Here is an 18,227-nt window from a genome sequence, read left to right as displayed (position 1 = left end):
TCACACCCGCTGCATTTGATCGGTGAAGCGCGTCATCTTGCCGAAGCGCTCGATGGTGCGATCCGGAAAGATCAGCGCGAAGGCTGAAATTGCGCCGATGATGAGGATTGCGGCCGTGAACAGCATGGCGTTTGCATAACCGGCTGCCACATGATCGGGTCCAGCCGCCTGCACGATCATGCCCGTGACGGCGTTGGACGCGAGTGCGGACACCGCATTTGCCGAATAGATCACGATGATCAGCCGGCCGCGCTGGACTGCAGGCGCGACGCTACCGAGCGTGATCGGACCGTAGATCGTCGTCAGACTTGGAGCAGCAAAGGCGATCGCGATCAGCGCCAGGTGCAGCGGACCACTGACATGAACCGAGGCGATCAGCGCTAGACCGCTGACGAGCAGGGCATAGCCCGAAGCGCTGCCGAGCGCGGCGCGCTTGCTCACGCCCTTCTGAAGCATACGCTGCGCGATCCATGAACCGACCAGCAACAGCGGCGACTGGAAGACATAGACGGCCGAGATGATCGAGCCGATTTCGGTCTGCGAATAGCCAAGACCCTGCTGCAGGAAGGGCGGCAGCCACGTGGCCGACATGCCGACGATCCAGTAGGACATGGTCGACATAATGATGACGCCAATCACGGTCGGGTCGAGCCAGAGCTTGCGGGCTGGAACCGGGGTCTCTCCTACCACGGCCCGAGTCTTTCCATTTTCCGCGACGGCATGCGGCCCTTCGCCGCCGATGAGCAGCCAGGCGATGATCCAGGCAATGCCGATCAGACCGCAGAAAAGGAAGCCCGAACGCCAGCCGTAATTGACGATGATATAGGTGAGGATCGGTCCGCCGGCGAGCAGGCCGACACTGATGCCCTGCAGCACAACGGCGCTCGGGACGCTGCGCTTTTGCGGGCTGAACCAGTTATGGCAGGCATGCAATGCCGTCGGCAGTCCGGGTCCTTCGCCGAGGCCGAGCAGGATGCGGCAGGCGACCAGAACCGTTACCGAGCTGGTGAAATAGATCGGGATCTGCGCGATCGACCAGATTGCAGCGAGGATGACAAGGATCCATTTGACGGGCACACGGCCGATCACGAAAAGGCCGACGAGAACGCCAGAAATCGAGAACAGCAGAAAGAAGCTGCTGCCGATCAACCCGAATTGCTGCGGCGAAATGCCGAGGTCTTTCATGATCGACACGGCGGAAAGGCCGAAGACCAACTTGTCGAAGAAGTTTAACGTCTGGAACAGGAAAAGCAGGATAAGGACGGCAAAAGGTTGCCATGTGCTGGCGGTATCGGCGGTTGACTCAGACATATGTTCCTCCCAGAACCTCACTGAAAACTGCAATTGTCGACGCTGCCTCAAGCGAGCCGCGTCCGTAGATCGGCGATTTGTTGGCGAAGCGCCTCGATGCTCCGGGCAGCGCCAAAGACATAATGATCAGGACGCACGAGCGCGGCGACCGCGCCATGCCGCTCGAACCAGGCCGAAAGCACGCCGTCCTTCTCCCGGAGTGCCGACGGATCGATTGCGTCTGCATCTCTGGGCACAACGGCTTTCACCACGATCCCGTCGATCGCGTCGGCGAGTGCCTGTCCCTGCGTCATTTCGATGCGGCGGCCGTCGAGCACAAGTCGCCAAACCGGTCCTGTGAAAGCGTCCATCAGCCATTGATCCGCCTCCCCAACGATGATCGGCTGCGGGAACAGCAATCCTCGCGCCGGCGTTCCCTCCTCTGCGATCAGCCCATCCTCGATGGGCGGGACGATTTCCTGGCGGGTCATCGTCAGTGGCCGACCGCCACCCTCGGCAAGAATGCGTGCGTCACGCGCGGCGGCAGCCTCCGGATCGCGTTCGCAGATCGTCTGGCCAATCGCCTTGATCTTGCCGGTCAGCGTCCGCACATGCCGCTTGCGTTCCACCGCATAGGTGTCCAGCAGCGCTTCGGACGACTGTCCCTTCAGGATGCGGTCGAGCCGCCAGACGAGATTGGAAACATCGCGCAGGCCCTGGCACATGCCTTGTCCAATAAAGGGCGGCTGCTGATGCGCGGCGTCGCCGGCGATCAGCACCCTGCCCCGCCGCCATTCGTCGGCAACGAGCGCATGAAAACGGTAGGCGGCGGCACGCCACAGCTCACCGTCTTCGGGCATCAGCCAGGGCGACAGCAGCTGCCAGACATTATCGGGCTTTTCCATCTCGCGTGGGTCTTCGCCCGGCAGAAGCATGATTTCCCAGCGGCGGTGGTTCCTCGGCCCCATGATGTAGCTGGTCGGTCGTGCCGGATTGCAGAACTGGGCGGAAGTCTGTGGTAGTTTGCCAAGCGCGGTTTCGTGTACCTGCACATCGACCACGAGCCACGGCTCGTCGAATACGAGATCCTCGAGCTTCATTCCCGAGAGTTCACGAACGCGGCTCCAGGCACCGTCACAGCCAATCACATATTTTGCAGCGATCCTCCGACTTTTGCCGGACGAATCCCGAAGCGTTGCGACCACTTCCGCTGCCTGAGGATCAAGGTCGACCATTTCCGTGCCAAGCTCGATCGTCACGCAATCGAAGCTCTCCGCATGGCGCCTCAAGACAGCCTCGACCGGAGGCTGGGTAAACACCATGCTTGGGGTGTAGCCGAGAGGATAGGGCTCAGGCACCATGTCGATACGGCGGATGAGCTGCCCCTCTGCCCCAAAATGCTGGGATGCCCTGAACGGTGCGATATGGGGACGCACCTCGTCGGCAATGCCCATGTTGTCAAAATGGCGGAGGATTTCGTGGTCGAGGGCGATGGCGCGCGGTTTGTCATAGATGCCCGTCAGCCGATCGACGACGAGGATGGAATGGCCTCGTGCGCCAAGCATGCCGGACGCGACTGCCCCTGCAGGGCCGAACCCGACCACCAGCACGTCATAAGAGTTCGAAATATCGCTATCGTTCGTCACAGGCATGCCTCTGCAAATGTCTCTTGGGCGCATCAGGCGCCGGAAAAGCCGATGGAAATCTGCGCCTTCTTGCAGGCGTCGCTCTTTGGAGGCGCGATGCCCCAGTGATCCGTCCGGCCGGGCGGCCAAACCCATTCCTCCGGCCCTTTGAAGCGATAGCCGTCGTCTACCTGCAGGACTTCGGCGGTGTATTCGATCACCACGCCTTGCGGATCGACGAAATAGACAAAAACGTTGTCGCCTGGTCCGTGCCGACCGACGCCCCAGCCGATCGGATAACCGTGATCGACGACGCGGCCGGAGCCTCTCATGACGGATTCGAGATCGGGCATCAGGAAGGCGACGTGGTTTAGTCCATTGACCGGAGCTTCGGCCAGCACGACCGCATGATGGTCGTCGTTGCAGCGCAGGAAGGCCATCAGTTTCGATCGGTCCGTCAGACGGAAATCGAGGATATTACGATAGAAGTCCGAAAGCGCCTCGATCTCGGCGCTGTTGATGTTGACATGGGCAAGACGCTGCGGTCGGTTGGCGACGACGACGCCCTGCTTGCGGCAGTCTCCGTGCACGAATTCCAATGCCGAGCCTTGCGGCTCGCGAATCACGAAACGCTCGCCGCCGGCCGGACCATCGGCGAGCCCGATTTCACGCAGCACAGTGCAACCTGCGGCAACCGTCTTTGCCAAAAGCCACACTAGCGCTTCAGCCGTGCCGACGCGAAAACTGATCTTGCGCAACTCCGAGCGGTCGCTCTGCTTCAGTTCCAACACATGAAAATCATCGCCCGTTGCTGCCAGGAAAATCTTGTCCTCCGCTTCGGCGACGACATCCAGGCCCCAGACGCGAGTATAAAAATCGACAGACGCTGCAAGATCGGGTGTGGCCAGCTCTACGCTGCGCAAAGCGATAACAGGAAATTCAGCCATAGGATCAAACCTCGTCCAAGCCCAAGAAAGCTCGCGCATTCGCAAATGTCAGGCGCTCGCGCAAACTTGCATCCGCAAACGCTTCCTCGATGCGAGCGACAGGCTCTTTCTCTCGAAAATCAAAGGGATAGTCGGTTCCAAGCAGCACGCGCTCCTCCCCGAACACGGCGACCAGGTGGCGCAGAATGTCCGCATCGAAGACCAGCGAATCCACATAGAGGCGTCGCGCCTGCACAGCAGCGCTCTCCATCATGATCTCATTGAGCGCCGGGAAAGCGGAATAGCCCTTTTCAAGCCGCGGCAGCAGCGAGGCAAATGTGCCGCCGCCATGGCTGAAAGCGATCCGCAGTTTTGGGAATTTCTGAAGCAGCCCGCCAGTGATCACCGATGCGGCTGCCAATCCGACATCGGTCGGGTACCCGAGCACCTGCTGAAGCGGGGCCGGCCCGAGCAACCGCTCCATCCCGGTCGGGCGTACCGCATGCACGAAGACCGCCGCATTAAGCTTCTCCGCCTCCGCAAAGAATGGTTGGAAACGAGAATCGCCGATCGGCACGCCATTGATATTGCTGCCGATCTCGACACCGCGAAAACCGAGTTCGCCGACAATGCGATGTAGTTCAAGGTTGGCAAGATCAACATCCTGAAGCGGAAGGCCGCCAAGCCCGACGAAGCGCCCCTCGCCTTCGGCAACGATCGCGGCAATCGTATCGTTGACATATCGGACAAGATCGCAAGCTGAGTTCGTTTCGATCCAGTAACCGAAAAGTTCCGGCATAGGCGACAGAGCCTGAACCCGGATGCCGGTTCTGTCCATATCTCCCAGCCGCCGTTTGGCGACCCAGCACGCATCGCTAACTGTGCGGTACGGCTTGTCATTGATGACGACGGTCGCATGGCAGGCATCGGCGGCCATCATCGATGGCCAGCCGCGGACCGTTAGACCGTTAGCCCGGGCCGGAAAGTGGGCAGGCACCACATGACAATGGACATCGATGCCACGGCAAGTGCAGCCACTCATAAAGGTGCCAGGCACCCCTTTTTCCGCTCCGCCCATTGAATCCTCCCTCGTCAGCATCCGTCATAATGTACAAACTTTTCTGTGTAAAGGTAAAATTTATAAATTTCTCTTCACCCCTCCATCGTGTATATAAAAAGTGATTTGCAAGCCAGAGAACGCCATGAACGTCAACCTGCTGAAAAAGGGGGCGGAAAGCCCCGCCACATTGGCAACCAGCATCTATGAGCGGCTGAAGGCCGATATTCTCTCAACGCGCCTGGAGCCCGGCCGGAAGCTGCAGCTGCGCTTCCTGATCGAGCACTACGATGCCGGCCAGACTCCGTTGCGCGAGGCGCTGAACCGATTGACGACAGAGGACCTCGTCATCGGAAAGGAGCAGCGCGGCTTCTTCGTCAAGCCGATCAGCCTGGACGAGTTGCACGAGCTGACGAAAACACGGTGCTGGGTGGAGACGCTGGCGCTGCGCGAATCCATGGCGAATGCGACGCCCGACTGGGAAGAGGCGCTTTTAGTCGCTCATCACCGGCTGGAGCGTACCCCACGCTCGCTCAATGCGGAGCAGTTCGAGGACAATCCGGAATGGGAAAGACTTCATCGCGCTTTCCATGCGTTGCTGATCGGAGGCTGTGGATCAAAACCCTTGGTAGGCTTTTGCGAGCAGCTTGCCGACAGGCTCTACCGCTATCGAGCGCTTTCGATCCGTAAAGCCTTTCGCGTGCGCAAGGTCAGTGACGAACATGCCGCGATCCTGAAAGCCGTGCTCGATCGAGATATCGCAGAAGCCGAACGCCTGCTGCAGTTTCATTATGAAAAAACGGCCGACATCATCCGAGCTGATCTCCGCGCGACAAATAACGGCACTACCGCCCCGCAATTAGATGCCTGAAGCGGAACGGAAGTGGAGGTGCCGACAGCCGGATAAGAGGCAACACGCGGCCTCCGGCTTTTTCACACCTTCGCAAGGCTGCCGCCAGCCCTCTGGTTCGGATGCAACAGGCGTGTTTTCTTATTTTAAAGCAGACGCGACCGCGGCACGGATGATGGCGACCGCGAATTCCCATGCAATCTGGTGAGAATACAACCATACGTATTTGCCTTTGGTTTAAGTTCCGCTGCTAATGATCGCGCATCGCGATCGGGTTGCGACACAGCCACCACGGGAGCGCCGCCTTTGCATGTTGCATCGTTTCATTGTTAACCGATCCGGCAATTTCGGAAACATGGAGGCGGCACGGGGATGATGAGAGTTTTTTCGTTGGTGCTTGGTTGATCGTTGGCCGCGTCCGGCGTGCTGTTCAGATCTTTTTGGTTGTCCGAATGGGGTGTGCCCGGCTTCATCTTCCTCGCGTGGCTCCCGGCCCTCGGTTTGGGGTGGGAAGGAAAGGGCAAGCCATACTCGATCCGCTTCGGCTTCATCTGCGCCAGCAGCATCGCGCTCGTTCTTCTGGCCACGGTCTACGTCCACCGCTATTTCGGAATCGCCCTGTTGCTCGGGCTCGTTTATCTCGGCGCGAAGATGAAATTCTTTGAACGGCAATGGGGAGCCGCCGCACCCGGACGGACGGATCACCGGCAGCAATGAGCGCCACTCTTTCCCGGGGCAGCGTTGGAACGATCGAGGTCCAATCTCAACGGTGCAGCGCGATGCCCACCCTTACCAATCCGTAAGTTGCCGCCGGGCCGCCCTCTCGGCTAGATCTTGCCGCACCAGGCATGCCGGAGCGGCCGATGCGAATCCTGCTGATCGAGGACGATATCAAGACGTCCGATTATATCGCCAAGGGCTTGTCCGAGGCCGGGCACGTCTGTGACGTCATCGGCGACGGCCGCGACGGGCTGTTTCAGGCGCAGCGCGAGACCTATGACGTCATCGTCGTCGATCGCATGCTGCCGGGCCTCGACGGGCTGTCGATCGTCCGTTCGCTGAGGGCTGCCAGGGTCGGCGCACCGGCGCTGTTCCTGACCTCGATCGGCGGCGTCGACGATCGCGTCGAAGGGCTGGAGGCGGGCAGCGACGATTATCTCACCAAACCTTTCGCCTTCTCCGAGCTTCTGGCGCGCATCCATGCGCTCGGTCGGCGTCCGCCGGTGCAGGAGCAGCGGACGGTCTTGAAGGTTGCCGATCTCGAGCTCGATCTGATCCGCCGCGAGGCCCGCCGCGCCGGCCAGCTGATCGAGCTGCAGCCGCGCGAGTTCACCCTGCTCGAGGTGCTGATGCGCGGCGAAGGCCGGGTGATCACCAGGACGATGCTGCTCGAGCGGGTCTGGGATTTCCACTTCGATCCGAAGACCAGCGTCGTCGAGACCCATATCAGCCGCCTCAGGGCCAAGGTCGACAAGCCGTTCCAGGCCCAGCTTCTGCACACGATCCGCAACACCGGATACAGCCTGCATGCGCCTCGAACAGGATGATTTCAGGCCCATCGGCCTGAAAATCTCAAATCCTGTTCGCAAGTTAAAGAGTAAGAGCATGATGTCGTCCGAAAACCGCGCACACTTTTCGGCATCATGCTCTAGCCTGCGCAGGAGCACGCCGTTCCGCCTGGCCGTTACCTTCGGCGTCCTCTTCGTCGTCGCCTTCATCTTCAGCGGCGCGATCATCTATCACATGCTGCGCCTCGGCCTTGACCGAGACGTCGACCAGTCGCTCACCGAGATGAATTCGCTCATCGCCTCGACCTATGAGCCCGGCGACGCCCAGGATCTGATCAACACGCTGAACAATTATGCGAGTTTCCAGTCCACCTCTGACGGGCTCTATTCGCTGACCGATGCCGGCAAGAAGCTCGCCGGCAATTTTGCAGCGCCCCGCATCCCGGACGGCGTCTATACCGTCACCTCGGGCGATGTCGGGCTGAAGGGGCATGAGCGCTACCGGATGCGGGTGTCGACCATCGGCCCCTACAATCTGGTGGTGGCGGAAAACTTCAACGATGTCGACGAGATGCTGCGGATCGTTCTGGTAAGCTTCGAATGGGCTGCGGCAATCGTCGTGGCGACGGCGATCGGCGGTGGCGTCTTTCTGGCCGTTCGCGCCCAGGCGAGATTGGACGGGGTCGCCAACACCATGAACGACGTTTCTCACGGCGCCCTCGACGCCCGCGTCCCGATCACCGGCCACGGCGACGATCTCGATACGGTGGCGATCCAGATCAACGCGGCACTGGAGCGGCTGCAGAGACTGGTCGAGAGCATGCGGCAGGTGAGCGCCGATATCGCCCACGATCTGAAAACACCGCTCAACAGGCTGCGCCTGACGCTGGACGCCGCCGTGGCTGGAATCAACCGGCAAGCGGATGTTTCGGCTCTGCTTGACGAAGCGAGAAACGAGAGCGACCGGATCGACGCCACCTTCGAGGCGCTGCTGCGCATTTCCCAGATCGAGGCCGGCGCCCGCAAGGAGCGCTTCCAGGCGACCGATATCGACGCCGTGCTGAGCGTCATCTCCGAGGTCTATGTCGATGTCGCCGAAGATGCGGGGCAGTCGTTCCGGATCGCCGAGCGCGCGCCCGCCGTCATCGGGGGCGACCGCGATCTCTTGACGCAGATGATCGCCAACCTGGTGGAGAACGCGATCAACCACTGCCCGCCCGGAACCGGCATCACGCTGTCGCTTCGCCGCCAGGGCGGCCGCGCCATTCTCTCGGTCGCCGACACCGGCCCCGGCATCCCCGCCGAGGAAAGGGACAAGGTCTTCCGCCGCCTCTACCGCATCGACAAGAGCCGCACGACGCCGGGAAGCGGCCTCGGCCTCAGCCTCGTCAGGGCAATCGCCGAGCTGCATTCGGCCGAGATCGCACTGGCGGACAATCATCCCGGCCTTCGCGTTTCGATCGCCTTCCCGCTGATGCCGGAGAAATCCTGAGCCGCCATGCCGCGAGCCGGGCGAAACGGGCGGCAAAACGGCGGATCTCGGCAGCAGCGCGAAAAGACAGCACGCTCCACGGCCGGCGGCGGCCGAGCCGGTAGGCCGAAAGCCCCGCCTGGATCTGCGAGCAGGGATCGGCCCTTTGGCTCACCGGCAGCGGATCGACGAAGCAAGCGCGCAGCCCCTCATCGAACTCCAGGTCGAAGGCGAGATCATAGGGCAGCCGCATCGGCAGCAGCGCCCCGGCAATCCAGCCCGCCGCCTTGCGGTTGACCAGATAGGCGCCCGATCCCTTCTCGCGGGTCAGCGCGATGGCGAGCGAGCGCGAGCCGGTCAGCGGCTCGACCCGGTGCTTGCGACCGGAATTGACCGTCGACAGCCGCAGAATGTCCCAGTGCGCCTGGTGGCGAAGCGCGGCCTCGAGCAGTTCGGCAAAATCGTCGTCTAAGTCGAGATCGTCTTCCAGAATAAGCGCGAATTCCGCCTCACTGGCGAGGAAGCGTCTGGCGCATTCGACGTGGCTGAGATAGCAGCCGATCTCGAAAGGGTTCGGCCGGCGGCCATGCCGACGGAGATAGGATGCTTCATCAAAGTCGGGATGCGGCAGGCTCAGCCCCGCCCCGTCGACCGCCGCCACGCGCTCATAGGCAAGGCCGAAGCCTGCCAGCAGCCGTTCCATCCGAAACCGCCGCAACGGCGCGCGGTCGAGATTGATGAGGTAGGTATTCACCTGCAGGCTGACGGGATGAAGAGCCGGCATAAGGGCGGCAGGTGTGGCGCGCATGTTCATGAGATTTGGCCTCGACTTGGCAATGACGACGCCAAGCCTGCGCTGCAAACCTCACCGGGACTTCGCCCGGACCATACATTTTCGTAAGCTGCGCCATCGCCAGCCGAGGAATGCATCCTTACGGATCGGTATTGTCCCGGCAAAGAGCCGGTAAGAATGCCGCGCTACATCCTCGCGTGCTGCACGCAATGGGTCACTTCCCTTCCCGCGATCATGACGACACCCATCAGGCCTTCGATGACGACGGCGACCCATTGCGTGCCGCGCCTCGCGTCCAAAATACTCCGCCAGCTCGGGAACAACAGGCTTCGCCGATCGTATGGTTTGTGGGCCGTGCGGAGGTGCTTTAACACAGCCATGCACTTCGATACTCTGTGCGGCCCACTCCAGTCGAAGCCAGGGCGCTCCCGTATGTTTGGAAGCGCCCACGCCATTGCCCAGTCCCGATCGGCATCGCGATGGGAGCGACAGCCCGGAGGCACGTCCGGCGAGAGCACCCGCCGCAACCTCCCTCATCCCAGGCCTTGAGCCTGGGATCCATGCCCGGATTTGGAGATCAGCCTGGATCCTCGGGTCAAGCCCGAGGATGACGGAGAATGGTGAGCTCTGCCGCAATACAGCGCGCGTAGCGAAAGAACCGCATCACCCCTTCGCCCTGCGCAGCGCAATCAACCCCCGGCGAAGCCACAGCAATTGCTGCGGCGGCATGTGGCGCAGGTGTTCGTAATCCATCACCGCGACGTTATAGACGGTGCTGCGCACCTGCGGCCCGTCCTCGCAGCGCAGAAGCACGGCCTGCAGTTCCATCATGCGGTTGCTGGCCTTGCGGGCGCGGTCGGCGAGGCTTTCGGTCACCTCGCCTTCGTGGCCCTTGACGGCGAAGAGCGATTGGGCCCTGGGGCTTGGGGCGGGAATGCCCGTCGTCTTGTGGTAGCGGGCCATGACCTCGGCATAGTCGTCGCCGGCCTGGCGCTGCTCGTCGGTGATCAGCCCGTCGAGGAACATGCGGCCGAGGGTATAACCGGCATAGGGGCTTCTCACGGTCTCGTCGGCTACCGTCCTGCCGAAGCCGTGGATGCGCCGGCGCGCCGCCATCGCCACGCTGATATTCTCCTTCTCGGTTTCGAACGGCTTGATCTTGCCGCAGGGGAAACGCTCGACATTGGCCTTGCGCGGCCGGCCGGCGCCCTTGTTTGCCCGCTGTATCTTCACCTTGGTGGCCTTGCCGCCCATCGGGATCTCCTTCCTATTGAATGATGCCGTTTCGAAGTGCGGCGGCGACCAGGGCAGTCTCCTTGAACACGCCGAGCTTCGCCTTGGCGTTGGCAATGTGGGTGTTGACGGTGATCGGCGAGATGCCGAGGATCGCGCCGATCTCGGCAGCGGTCTTGCCTTGCGCCATCCAGCCGATGATCTCTCGCTCGCGCGGGGTCACGGCCCTCATGGCGCCGGTCCGTCGATCGTCGGCACGCGCGGCATCGTCACCTCGGCGCCCGACAGCGTCACCCGCCGCACCCGGTCTGGATGGCGGATCGGCGCGGGTGCCGCGCTGGTGGCCGCCAGCTGCTTGCGCGCATCCTGCCTGGACGGGAACCGGTCGCGGTTGCGATGCGCCATGTTGATGACGGTGTTCTTCTTCGAGCCGAAGAGTTCGGCGATTTGACGTGCCGAGAACCCCTCCTGCCAGAGCTTCTGCGCCTTGACGATCTTGTCTTCCGTCCAGAACAGATCTCTCATCCCACTGCCTCCTGTGCGTCTCGTGCGGCCCTTGCGATGACCGGGTTGTCGGGAAACATCTCAGCCAGCGCCCGCTTGGCGCTGCGGCTGCCCTTTGCCGCCTGCCTCAGCAGGGCCATCTTTTCGGCCGCGACCTTCGGCTGCGGCTGTTCGGGCTCAGCTTTAACGCGCGGGCGGCTTTGCGCCGTCATCACCGCCTGCTGCTGGCGGGCGATTTCGGCGAAGCTCGCCGAGCTCGGGGCGAAGGCGCGGTTATGGTCCCTGACCTGGCCCGACAGGAACAGCCTGGCGGCGCGCCAGACCGCCTCTGCCGGAATGCCGTCGATGGCGACGAGGTAGGCGCGGAGCTGCATGTCGGGATCAATGCCGGCGGAGGCCGGAAATCCCGAAAGCATCCCCGCTATGATCTTGACCGGAGAGGAAATCTCTTGCGGCATCGACCGTTGTCCTTCTGCCCACGCTTGCATTGATCGGCCCGGCTTGCCTCGCCTTCTCATTGAAATACCAGTCGGATTTGATCGCCCGCCAACCGCGCAGGATCTGCATCTCGGCGGCCTCGACCGGGTTGCCGGTCTTGAGGTACTCCTTGAGCTGGATCCTCGCCGCATAGACCGTGAGCGGCTTCTTCAGGCTGCGGGCGCGATGCTCGATGATCGCCGCCGCCAGCTCCTGCCCCAGCACAGGGCTGAGGATTTCCATGATGTCCTTGCTCATCTCCTGCCTTTCCATGCGATTGCCTTCCCGCTCGCGGCGTGTCGCCGTCGTCAAGCGCGCAGCTTCAGCCGCCCTCGGGCGAAGTTGACCAGGGCGCCCGGCCTTACGGCGCGGCCGGGAAAACGCCGGACCGCGCGGCCGGCATGATCCTGTTGGGCGGTGTCGCCCTTCTCGGCGCTGCGAAGCCGGTGGATCTCGTTTTCCACCGAGGGCACAGACACCCCGAGGATGGCTGATATTTCGATATAATCCCGGCCGGAGCGGAAGAGCTCGAGGGCGTTCATGTCAGTGCCTTGATGCGCCGGGGCGGTGCTCATCACTTGATCCTCATTTTCATTTCGATCCGCAGCCGGCCCTTCCCGCCAAGCGGACGCCGGCCAGATCGTTCATTTTCAAACTGGTGAAAGAGGCTGGCGTCGCCGAGGGAGCGCGACGACGCCAGCTGCCGATAGCCTTCAGGGAGGAGTGAGGCTGTCGGAATTGGTGATTGGCCGAGAACGGGGCAAGACCGGCGTCTGCCGCATCTCTTCCGGCTCCGTCTGCCGGCCGCAATTCTCGCAATGGCGCTCGATCACCTCGGCGATCGACAGCGCCCTGCCGCAGTGCGGGCAGCCGGTGTAGCGGGCATTGGCGGAACCCGAAAGCCGGGGCCGGCCGTTGATGATATCGGTGCTTGTCATGACAATAAGGGTATATAAAATACCTCGCACGTCAAGCGATTTAGGGCATTACATGTACCTTTTTTTAGGGTATAATTTATATCATGTTGAAAGATCAGGAACAATTCGAGCGCGAAGAACGCGCAAGGCGTCTGGTCATGGCCAGGAAGAACGCGGGCTTTGCCGGGCCGAAGGCGATCGTCGATCGTTTGGGCTGGAACGCCAATGTCTACAAGGCGCACGAGTCGGGCCGGAACGGCTTCGGCATCGCCGACGCGAAGAAATACGCCAAGGCGTTCAAGGTCAATCTCAACTGGCTGCAGTTCGGAACCGGCGACGCGCTCGATCCGGAGGAACGGCCGGTCTCGGTCGCCGACGTGCCAAAGATCTCCTGGGTCAGCGCCGGGCAGCTGACCGAGCAGGCGCCGATCACCGACTTCTCGGAATTCCCGACGGTCGCCGCGCTCGACCTGCCCGACGGCGACTGGATCGCGCTCGAGGTCGAGGGCAATTCGATGAACAAGATCTCGCCGCCGGGCTCGATCATTTTCGTCAACCGCCGTGACAAGCGCCTGGCGCCGAACGCCCTCTATGTCGTCGCCGACGAGACCGGGGCCGCGACCTACAAGCGCTACCGTCCCAACGACAATCCGCCCTTCCAGCCCGCTTCCTACGAGGACGTGCCGCCGCCGGAATTCCAGGGCGCCGTCACCATCGTCGGCCGCGTCCGCCGATCGGTGATCGAAATGTGAGAGTCCAAGCCTTTCAAAAAGATGAACTGATTCCGTGAGATAACTCTCTCTGTTCCCGCAAAGCGCCAACCTCTTCCCAGTTAGATTCAGGATGATCCGCCGCCCTCACCAGCCGGAAGAATTTGGTTCTCTTGCTTTGCTGATCATCGCTTTCAGCGCCGGCGACCCTGCTTTGAGGTGAACCTCTCAAGGCCGAAACCGGCTCTGCCCCTCGCTTCCATCGCCATGCGCATAATGCGTGCAGCGATCCTTGCGGGAATGACATGCCTGCAAACACGCGCTTCGAGCGCAGGCGCCAAATCTGAAAGCCGCGCCGCAGAGCAGAGCGGATCAGCGTCGCCGCCCGCGCGCCTGCGATATCCCGATCTCTCTCACTTCCTCTCTCTTCCATCTCTTTCCAGTTCCTGAAGGCTGGTGAGGGAGGGTTCCGGCCAAAGCTTCCCCCTACCCCATGAGCAAAGCCCATGAAGCCGGGAGAGCATTGGCCATGTCCTGAAGGCCGGAGCCGGGATGGGACACGTGCCAGAGGGGCCATTCGCTTCACCCTCGTCCTGATTTTCTGACAGCGCACTTAAGGACTTTCGCTTCCCGCGCCGCTGGGCTTCGTCAGCTCGGGAGTTGCACCCGGTCGCCCAATCACTTGGCTGAGACATACGCCTACGATTCGTACCCCGTCAAGCATTGAGGTATTTTTTATACCTTTCCATGTTGACGATATAGGGTATTCTATATACCTTCTTCAGCACGCCAATTAGCCGGCGCGAGAGAGGGCAGAGCGATGCAGCATATCCGCGGGATCGAGACCGAGCAGAGCCGGCGGGACGCCCGCTGGAATGGTGCGCGAAGGCTCGACGACTGCGATGCCTATATGGCCAACGAGGCCCGGCGCATGGGCGCCCTCGGCTTTGCCTATCTCGGCCGCCCGGAACATTCGGTCCGCGGCCCGTCATGGCTGCGCGGCGCCACGGCAAGCGTCGAAGCGCATTACCGCTACGCCCGCGAAATCATGGGCATCACCGATGGCGATCAGCTTTATGCCTGAGGGAGAAACGGGGATGTCCGCCGATTGCGTCATTAAAGCCTTTTCCGGCTGCGCCTGCCCGCCGGGTCAGTGCGCCGAGAAGCCCATCATCCCGGCGCCGGTCACCTTCGTCTCGTGGCGGATTCAAGCGTTCACCTGCATCGCCTTCGGCTTCCTCGCCGCGATCCTCTTGGCCGCCTGGATGGAGCCGCAACTCAAGCATCGCGATCTCGATCACCAGGAGCAGGTGTCATGGAAGTAAGCGAATGGTTTTCGACGCGCCACCGGTCAGGAGCTGAACTTGATGTCGCTCGCCCTGGCCGCGGTAATGAACGCCCGCCGCACCTGCTCGGGCTCGGCAACGTCATTGAAGACATCGAGCACCAGCAGCTCGGCAGCCTTGGCCGCCGGCGTCTGCTCGGGCCAATCGTTGAGCAAGGTATTGCCGGCCTGGACGACGTTATAAACGGTCCTGGTCTTGCCATTGATGGTGATCTTCACCGGCTTGAAGCTTCGTCGCCTGCTCATGATGCAGCCCCCACGCGGAACACGCAATTCAACGAACGAGGTTCGGACTCGTTCCGGTTGAAGTGACTATGTCACATCTCGCTGCCGTCAGGCGAATCAACTTGCCTGCAGCCAGACCTGCGAGAGCCGGCAAACCTGGCGACCCGTTTTTCGGTCGACCGCCTGACGTACAGGGACGCCATGCTTGGGGTTTAGCAAACGGCCACCGAATACCAAGAAATTATGAGCCTGGGTTGTGGATAGTTTGCTTCCCCCGCAGAATAAAATGCAATCGTACGAATATTCCCTCTATTTATAGCCGCGATAATAGCACTCACGATAGTATTAATCATTGCAATAAATATTGATTTGTGTATAATAATTCCACAGCACCTAGACGCCAATACCTAGGAAACACCCCCTCTCTTGATCCCCGCTTTTTGCGGGGCTTTCTTTATCTCAGCCGTAGTTTGAGAAGCAGGTGGGCTTTTTGTTGTTTTTGGCATGCAAGTCAGGACTTCCGGCAGCAGGCAGCGAGCGCGCTCCTGCCAATTCCCGACCGTGCCGGCGCGTCCCAAGCACCAGCAACAGCGGTTTTTCGACACGATTTGCCAATGGCAGCACATCAACCATTGCGTCTAAGCGTTACTCGGTAGATGCCGTTACCAGGATAGCATGCTCAAACTATGCAAAATCACCTGCAGCCCCAGAGCAGCCTGGGTAACGCCGAGCACCACTGCCAAAACCTGTAGGGAAGTTCCGATCCATCTGAGGATAGTCTCTGCGAAAATCATTGCCATCCAGTCCAGCGCCAAGATCAGTGCTACGATGGCCGCCACTGTGAGCCCTTCCGTTCGGCGCCCCCCGGCCAACGTGGCGAAGACGATGACAGCGGCTATACCATAAGGCGTCACGATCGTTGGAAACGCCAGCGGTGTGAGAGCCAGCCGCAGATCCGTCTGGCCCAATTCTGTTGGTCGTACCGGGAGGTCAGGAGTCGGCTGCAAGACGGTTCGCAAGGCCACGATGAACAGGATGATGCCACCAGTCATCGCCAGCACCGGCAATGAGATATCCAGATTTTCAAGCATGGTGCGTCCGAGCAGCCCGGCGATCGCCAGTGCCGCCGCCGAGAACAGGATCGCCCTGGCGGCTATTCGTCGCCGAAAGGTGGGCTCATGGCCGCCGACCAGCGCCTTGAACGGCATCAGTATCTTGATCGGACCGAGCATCAAGAAAAGCATGAGGAATATTTTGCGCGCACCGAACTCCACCGCTGGCACATCCGGTCCGAGCGGCGATTGCGCAAAGGATGATGCGGGAAGACAAGCCACCCAAACCATGGCCAGAACAGAAGCCAGGAGGTTCCACCGACCGGCACGACGCAACCAGAGGCCTGCATCTGCAACTTTCCCCCGCAGCCAAGTCATCGTCGGCCCGTCTCCAACCACGAAAGCGCTGGTGCTCGTTGCCCGATGTCGAATAGCCGAACCTCGGGATGTACGAAATAGCGGGCGACGGCGGGGATGATCCTAAGGAACCTGCTTCTGGTTACGACCGCAAGCCGTTCGATCTGTCGATGGTGGCCAGAGACAAATTTCAGATGAGCAGCCACGGCCTCGAAGCTCTTCCACCCGGGAAATGATTCAATGATGATCATCAGCCCGTTGAGTTTTCCATTTGCGTCGAGACAAAGCTCGACCTCTGTCGCGATCCTCTCGAAGTCCGCCTGCTCGAGAGGACCTTGCGGTGTAATGATCAGGATGTTTTTGTCACGCACGGGCTCAACGAGAATCATCTTCGCTCTTGTCCTCAATGCCACTCGATCGCCCCCTCCGCCGGCGGGGAGCAGTCAGACGGTGATGCCGGCCTGTGCGCCGAATGGCGGCTTGCCCCGTGGAAGGCCCCCGGTTCGCACTTTGCGCGATCGCCGATGGTCCCGCCGCAACTGAAAGGCCAAATCGGTTCAGTCGCTGTCATAACCAGCCGCCCGAGAACCCGGCCCGTCTTAGCCCCACAACCAAAGGCGCGCATCGACGCATGATGTTCCACAGCAAGCCGGTTCGGTAGTTTTCGATCATCAGAACCACAGGCCCCTGGTCGATCCCGAAATGGTAGGGGCTGACCCAAGATCCGCCGTCGCCGTTCTCCAAAGTATAGGTCTGGTTGAAGGACGGTTTGAAACCGTAGAGCCGCGTCATGCCGAGATTCATGCGTGCGAAGTTTCGGACGGTCGGGATCACGATCTCCGGCGCAAATGGCAATGAAGCAATGACGACCCATGGGCATACGGTTCCATCGTCCGGCCCAAAGGGTGCACCGCGGGCGATGTAGTCGAAGAATTCCCTGTCGATACCGTCGACATTTCGCTTGATCCAACCGGGACCGTCGCTCGCCGTGAAGCCCCAGCAGTGGGCGCCATAGCCTTCAAAGTTCAAAGGGTTGCGGATTGCGTATTCCTGCTGGACAAAAGTCGCATGCCGGCTGTTCTGAAAGTAGTCGCTGTCATGTTCGCGCATGAACTCGTCACGGATGCTGCGGAAGTCGATCCACATATGCGAAAGCTGGTGGGTAAACAGCGGTCCTGAATAGAGCAGCTCGCGACCGTAGATATTCCGCCATTCATAGCTCTCGGTGTAGGCGGCATAGGATTCCGGCGGCAACGGATGCGTGGGGGAGCCGAGGCCGAGGATATAGAGGAGCAATCCTTCGTCATAGCCGCGCCAGCGATAGGGAATGAAGCCGCTTTCCGGTCGCCAGCCATGGGTCAGCGTCGCGCCGTGGTCGCAGGCCCAGTTCCAGTCCGCCCGCTCGTAGAGCGCCGCCGCGAGCCGTCTGACCTTCACCTCGTCCTCCGTGTCGCCGTCAAAGTAGGCGGCAACGGTCAGAGCACCGGCAAACAGAAAAGCCGAGTCGATGGTCGACAATTCACACTGCCAGACCCGCCGCCCCGTCTCGATGTCGAGGAAATGGTAGAAGAAGCCCTTGTACCCCGAGGCGTCCGGTTCCGGTCCCTGATGGCAACGCAGCAGGAATTCCAGCCGCCGTCGGGCGATCTTGGCGGCAAACTCCCTGATGACGACGCCGCGCTCCACCACGACCGGAACGGTCGCAAGCGCCATGCCGATGGCGGCGATGCTCGCCGGAGCACCCGCCTGGGTCTTGTCGCGCACCAATCCGTTGTCCGGGTTCGTACATTGGAGATAGTAGAGCAAGGTGGTGAACTGAAGGCGACCGAGATCTTCATCGGTTGGCATCCGGTTCAGTTCGGGATCGGTCGACAAGAGTTCCGACAT

23 protein-coding genes are annotated in these 18,227 nt (G+C 61.2%); 7 read left to right on the top strand and 16 right to left on the bottom strand.

All coding sequences use genetic code 11. The features are described from left to right. From HJC04_RS18010 to HJC04_RS17995, 4 genes are read right to left on the bottom strand one after another with little or no spacing between them, the layout of a single operon-like run. The gene (locus HJC04_RS18010) at nt 1-1,311 is read right to left on the bottom strand and encodes an MFS transporter (protein WP_221146768.1); all 1,311 of its coding nucleotides are present in this window, start codon (nt 1,309-1,311) and stop codon (nt 1-3) included. 47 nt (nt 1,312-1,358) lie between these two features. Further along, nucleotides 1,359-2,942: a bifunctional 3-(3-hydroxy-phenyl)propionate/3-hydroxycinnamic acid hydroxylase gene (locus tag HJC04_RS18005; RefSeq protein WP_221146767.1), complete on the bottom strand. Its 1,584-nt coding sequence runs from the start codon at nt 2,940-2,942 to the stop codon at nt 1,359-1,361. Between the two features lie 26 nt (nt 2,943-2,968). Continuing rightward, complete coding sequence (locus HJC04_RS18000) at nt 2,969-3,862, bottom strand: VOC family protein (RefSeq protein ID WP_221146766.1); 894 nt, start codon at nt 3,860-3,862, stop codon at nt 2,969-2,971. Nucleotides 3,863-3,866: 4 nt separating this feature from the next. Then, nucleotides 3,867-4,919 (bottom strand): amidohydrolase family protein, encoded by a 1,053-nt coding sequence (locus tag HJC04_RS17995; protein ID WP_221146765.1) that lies wholly within the window; start codon nt 4,917-4,919, stop codon nt 3,867-3,869. Nucleotides 4,920-5,043: 124 nt separating this feature from the next. On the opposite strand from HJC04_RS17995, the gene HJC04_RS17990 reads away from it, so the two are divergent. From HJC04_RS17990 to HJC04_RS17975, 4 genes are all read left to right on the top strand, one after another. Next, nucleotides 5,044-5,769, top strand: coding sequence for a GntR family transcriptional regulator (locus HJC04_RS17990; RefSeq protein WP_221146764.1), 726 nt, complete (start codon nt 5,044-5,046; stop codon nt 5,767-5,769). Nucleotides 5,770-6,156: 387 nt separating this feature from the next. Then, entirely contained in the window at nt 6,157-6,465 is a 309-nt protein-coding gene (locus tag HJC04_RS17985; RefSeq protein WP_259668889.1) for a hypothetical protein, read from the top strand. A gap of 146 nt (nt 6,466-6,611) precedes the next feature. Further along, complete coding sequence (locus HJC04_RS17980) at nt 6,612-7,295, top strand: winged helix-turn-helix domain-containing protein (protein WP_221146763.1); 684 nt, start codon at nt 6,612-6,614, stop codon at nt 7,293-7,295. A gap of 58 nt (nt 7,296-7,353) precedes the next feature. Next, nucleotides 7,354-8,748 (top strand): HAMP domain-containing sensor histidine kinase, encoded by a 1,395-nt coding sequence (locus HJC04_RS17975; RefSeq protein WP_221146762.1) that lies wholly within the window; start codon nt 7,354-7,356, stop codon nt 8,746-8,748. Here HJC04_RS17975 and HJC04_RS17970 read toward each other — a convergent pair. From HJC04_RS17970 to HJC04_RS17935, 8 genes are all read right to left on the bottom strand, one after another. Further along, complete coding sequence (locus tag HJC04_RS17970; protein ID WP_210628846.1) at nt 8,645-9,541, bottom strand: glycosyltransferase family 25 protein; 897 nt, start codon at nt 9,539-9,541, stop codon at nt 8,645-8,647. The genes HJC04_RS17975 and HJC04_RS17970 overlap by 104 nt on opposite strands. A gap of 642 nt (nt 9,542-10,183) precedes the next feature. After that, nucleotides 10,184-10,774 carry a hypothetical protein gene (locus tag HJC04_RS17965; RefSeq protein WP_221146761.1) on the bottom strand — a complete coding sequence of 197 codons (591 nt, stop codon included), beginning with the start codon at nt 10,772-10,774 and terminating at the stop codon, nt 10,184-10,186. A 13-nt stretch (nt 10,775-10,787) separates the two neighbouring features. Beyond that, on the bottom strand, nt 10,788-10,985 hold the full coding sequence (locus HJC04_RS17960) for a response regulator transcription factor (RefSeq protein WP_221146760.1): 198 nt from the start codon (nt 10,983-10,985) through the stop codon (nt 10,788-10,790). Further along, nucleotides 10,982-11,278 (bottom strand): GcrA family cell cycle regulator, encoded by a 297-nt coding sequence (locus HJC04_RS17955; RefSeq protein ID WP_210628850.1) that lies wholly within the window; start codon nt 11,276-11,278, stop codon nt 10,982-10,984. Before HJC04_RS17955 ends, HJC04_RS17960 begins: the two co-directional genes overlap by 4 nt. Further along, entirely contained in the window at nt 11,275-11,673 is a 399-nt protein-coding gene (locus HJC04_RS17950) for a hypothetical protein (protein WP_210631682.1), read from the bottom strand. Before HJC04_RS17950 ends, HJC04_RS17955 begins: the two co-directional genes overlap by 4 nt. Beyond that, entirely contained in the window at nt 11,639-12,007 is a 369-nt protein-coding gene (locus HJC04_RS17945; protein WP_210631681.1) for a hypothetical protein, read from the bottom strand. Before HJC04_RS17945 ends, HJC04_RS17950 begins: the two co-directional genes overlap by 35 nt. A 35-nt stretch (nt 12,008-12,042) precedes the next feature. After that, a complete protein-coding gene (locus HJC04_RS17940; RefSeq protein ID WP_210628851.1) occupies nt 12,043-12,309 on the bottom strand; it encodes a sigma-70 family RNA polymerase sigma factor in 267 nt (88 codons plus the stop codon). Between the two features lie 138 nt (nt 12,310-12,447). After that, the gene (locus HJC04_RS17935) at nt 12,448-12,672 is read right to left on the bottom strand and encodes a hypothetical protein (protein ID WP_210628852.1); all 225 of its coding nucleotides are present in this window, start codon (nt 12,670-12,672) and stop codon (nt 12,448-12,450) included. Nucleotides 12,673-12,755: 83 nt separating this feature from the next. Between HJC04_RS17935 and HJC04_RS17930 the strand changes: the two genes are divergently transcribed. The 3 genes from HJC04_RS17930 to HJC04_RS17920 all read left to right on the top strand — a co-directional run bounded on the left by HJC04_RS17930 (nt 12,756) and on the right by HJC04_RS17920 (nt 14,686). Further along, on the top strand, nt 12,756-13,403 hold the full coding sequence (locus HJC04_RS17930; protein ID WP_210628853.1) for a S24 family peptidase: 648 nt from the start codon (nt 12,756-12,758) through the stop codon (nt 13,401-13,403). 778 nt (nt 13,404-14,181) lie between these two features. Next, nucleotides 14,182-14,445 (top strand): hypothetical protein, encoded by a 264-nt coding sequence (locus HJC04_RS17925; protein WP_221146759.1) that lies wholly within the window; start codon nt 14,182-14,184, stop codon nt 14,443-14,445. A 13-nt stretch (nt 14,446-14,458) separates the two neighbouring features. Beyond that, nucleotides 14,459-14,686 (top strand): hypothetical protein, encoded by a 228-nt coding sequence (locus tag HJC04_RS17920; protein ID WP_221146758.1) that lies wholly within the window; start codon nt 14,459-14,461, stop codon nt 14,684-14,686. A 26-nt stretch (nt 14,687-14,712) separates the two neighbouring features. Here the strand turns inward: HJC04_RS17920 and HJC04_RS17915 are convergent, their stop codons facing one another. The 4 genes from HJC04_RS17915 to HJC04_RS17900 all read right to left on the bottom strand — a co-directional run bounded on the left by HJC04_RS17915 (nt 14,713) and on the right by HJC04_RS17900 (nt 18,227). After that, nucleotides 14,713-14,952 carry a DUF982 domain-containing protein gene (locus tag HJC04_RS17915; protein WP_210628855.1) on the bottom strand — a complete coding sequence of 80 codons (240 nt, stop codon included), beginning with the start codon at nt 14,950-14,952 and terminating at the stop codon, nt 14,713-14,715. 641 nt (nt 14,953-15,593) lie between these two features. Next, entirely contained in the window at nt 15,594-16,361 is a 768-nt protein-coding gene (locus HJC04_RS17910) for a MarC family protein (RefSeq protein ID WP_210628856.1), read from the bottom strand. Further along, nucleotides 16,358-16,729: an STAS/SEC14 domain-containing protein gene (locus HJC04_RS17905; protein WP_210628857.1), complete on the bottom strand. Its 372-nt coding sequence runs from the start codon at nt 16,727-16,729 to the stop codon at nt 16,358-16,360. The genes HJC04_RS17910 and HJC04_RS17905 overlap by 4 nt, the downstream gene beginning before the upstream one ends. A 178-nt stretch (nt 16,730-16,907) precedes the next feature. Beyond that, a complete protein-coding gene (locus HJC04_RS17900) occupies nt 16,908-18,227 on the bottom strand; it encodes a glucoamylase family protein (protein WP_221146757.1) in 1,320 nt (439 codons plus the stop codon).

This window comes from Rhizobium sp. NLR8a (assembly GCF_019685235.1).
Classification (GTDB): Bacteria; Pseudomonadota; Alphaproteobacteria; order Rhizobiales; family Rhizobiaceae; genus Rhizobium.
This window is presented reverse-complemented; position numbering and strand designations above follow the sequence as displayed.

Bases quoted from the DNA above. Each gene is read 5' to 3' on its own strand.
- HJC04_RS17975 (WP_221146762.1), top strand. From the start codon at position 7,354: ATGATGTCGTCCGAAAACCGCGCACACTTTTCGGCATCATGCTCTAGC.
- HJC04_RS18005 (WP_221146767.1), bottom strand. From the start codon at position 2,942: ATGCCTGTGACGAACGATAGCGATATTTCGAACTCTTATGACGTGCTG.
- HJC04_RS17980 (WP_221146763.1), top strand. From the start codon at position 6,612: ATGCGAATCCTGCTGATCGAGGACGATATCAAGACGTCCGATTATATC.
- HJC04_RS17965 (WP_221146761.1), bottom strand. From the start codon at position 10,774: ATGGGCGGCAAGGCCACCAAGGTGAAGATACAGCGGGCAAACAAGGGC.
- HJC04_RS17935 (WP_210628852.1), bottom strand. From the start codon at position 12,672: ATGACAAGCACCGATATCATCAACGGCCGGCCCCGGCTTTCGGGTTCC.
- HJC04_RS17905 (WP_210628857.1), bottom strand. From the start codon at position 16,729: ATGATTCTCGTTGAGCCCGTGCGTGACAAAAACATCCTGATCATTACA.
- HJC04_RS17940 (WP_210628851.1), bottom strand. From the start codon at position 12,309: ATGAGCACCGCCCCGGCGCATCAAGGCACTGACATGAACGCCCTCGAG.
- HJC04_RS18010 (WP_221146768.1), bottom strand. From the start codon at position 1,311: ATGTCTGAGTCAACCGCCGATACCGCCAGCACATGGCAACCTTTTGCC.
- HJC04_RS17950 (WP_210631682.1), bottom strand. From the start codon at position 11,673: ATGCTTTCGGGATTTCCGGCCTCCGCCGGCATTGATCCCGACATGCAG.
- HJC04_RS17955 (WP_210628850.1), bottom strand. From the start codon at position 11,278: ATGAGAGATCTGTTCTGGACGGAAGACAAGATCGTCAAGGCGCAGAAG.
- HJC04_RS17990 (WP_221146764.1), top strand. From the start codon at position 5,044: ATGAACGTCAACCTGCTGAAAAAGGGGGCGGAAAGCCCCGCCACATTG.
- HJC04_RS17995 (WP_221146765.1), bottom strand. From the start codon at position 4,919: ATGGGCGGAGCGGAAAAAGGGGTGCCTGGCACCTTTATGAGTGGCTGC.
- HJC04_RS17960 (WP_221146760.1), bottom strand. From the start codon at position 10,985: ATGAGGGCCGTGACCCCGCGCGAGCGAGAGATCATCGGCTGGATGGCG.
- HJC04_RS17930 (WP_210628853.1), top strand. From the start codon at position 12,756: ATGTTGAAAGATCAGGAACAATTCGAGCGCGAAGAACGCGCAAGGCGT.
- HJC04_RS17925 (WP_221146759.1), top strand. From the start codon at position 14,182: ATGCAGCATATCCGCGGGATCGAGACCGAGCAGAGCCGGCGGGACGCC.
- HJC04_RS17915 (WP_210628855.1), bottom strand. From the start codon at position 14,952: ATGAGCAGGCGACGAAGCTTCAAGCCGGTGAAGATCACCATCAATGGC.
- HJC04_RS17900 (WP_221146757.1), bottom strand. From the start codon at position 18,227: ATGTCGGAACTCTTGTCGACCGATCCCGAACTGAACCGGATGCCAACC.
- HJC04_RS17910 (WP_210628856.1), bottom strand. From the start codon at position 16,361: ATGACTTGGCTGCGGGGGAAAGTTGCAGATGCAGGCCTCTGGTTGCGT.
- HJC04_RS17920 (WP_221146758.1), top strand. From the start codon at position 14,459: ATGTCCGCCGATTGCGTCATTAAAGCCTTTTCCGGCTGCGCCTGCCCG.
- HJC04_RS17970 (WP_210628846.1), bottom strand. From the start codon at position 9,541: ATGAACATGCGCGCCACACCTGCCGCCCTTATGCCGGCTCTTCATCCC.
- HJC04_RS18000 (WP_221146766.1), bottom strand. From the start codon at position 3,862: ATGGCTGAATTTCCTGTTATCGCTTTGCGCAGCGTAGAGCTGGCCACA.
- HJC04_RS17945 (WP_210631681.1), bottom strand. From the start codon at position 12,007: ATGGAAAGGCAGGAGATGAGCAAGGACATCATGGAAATCCTCAGCCCT.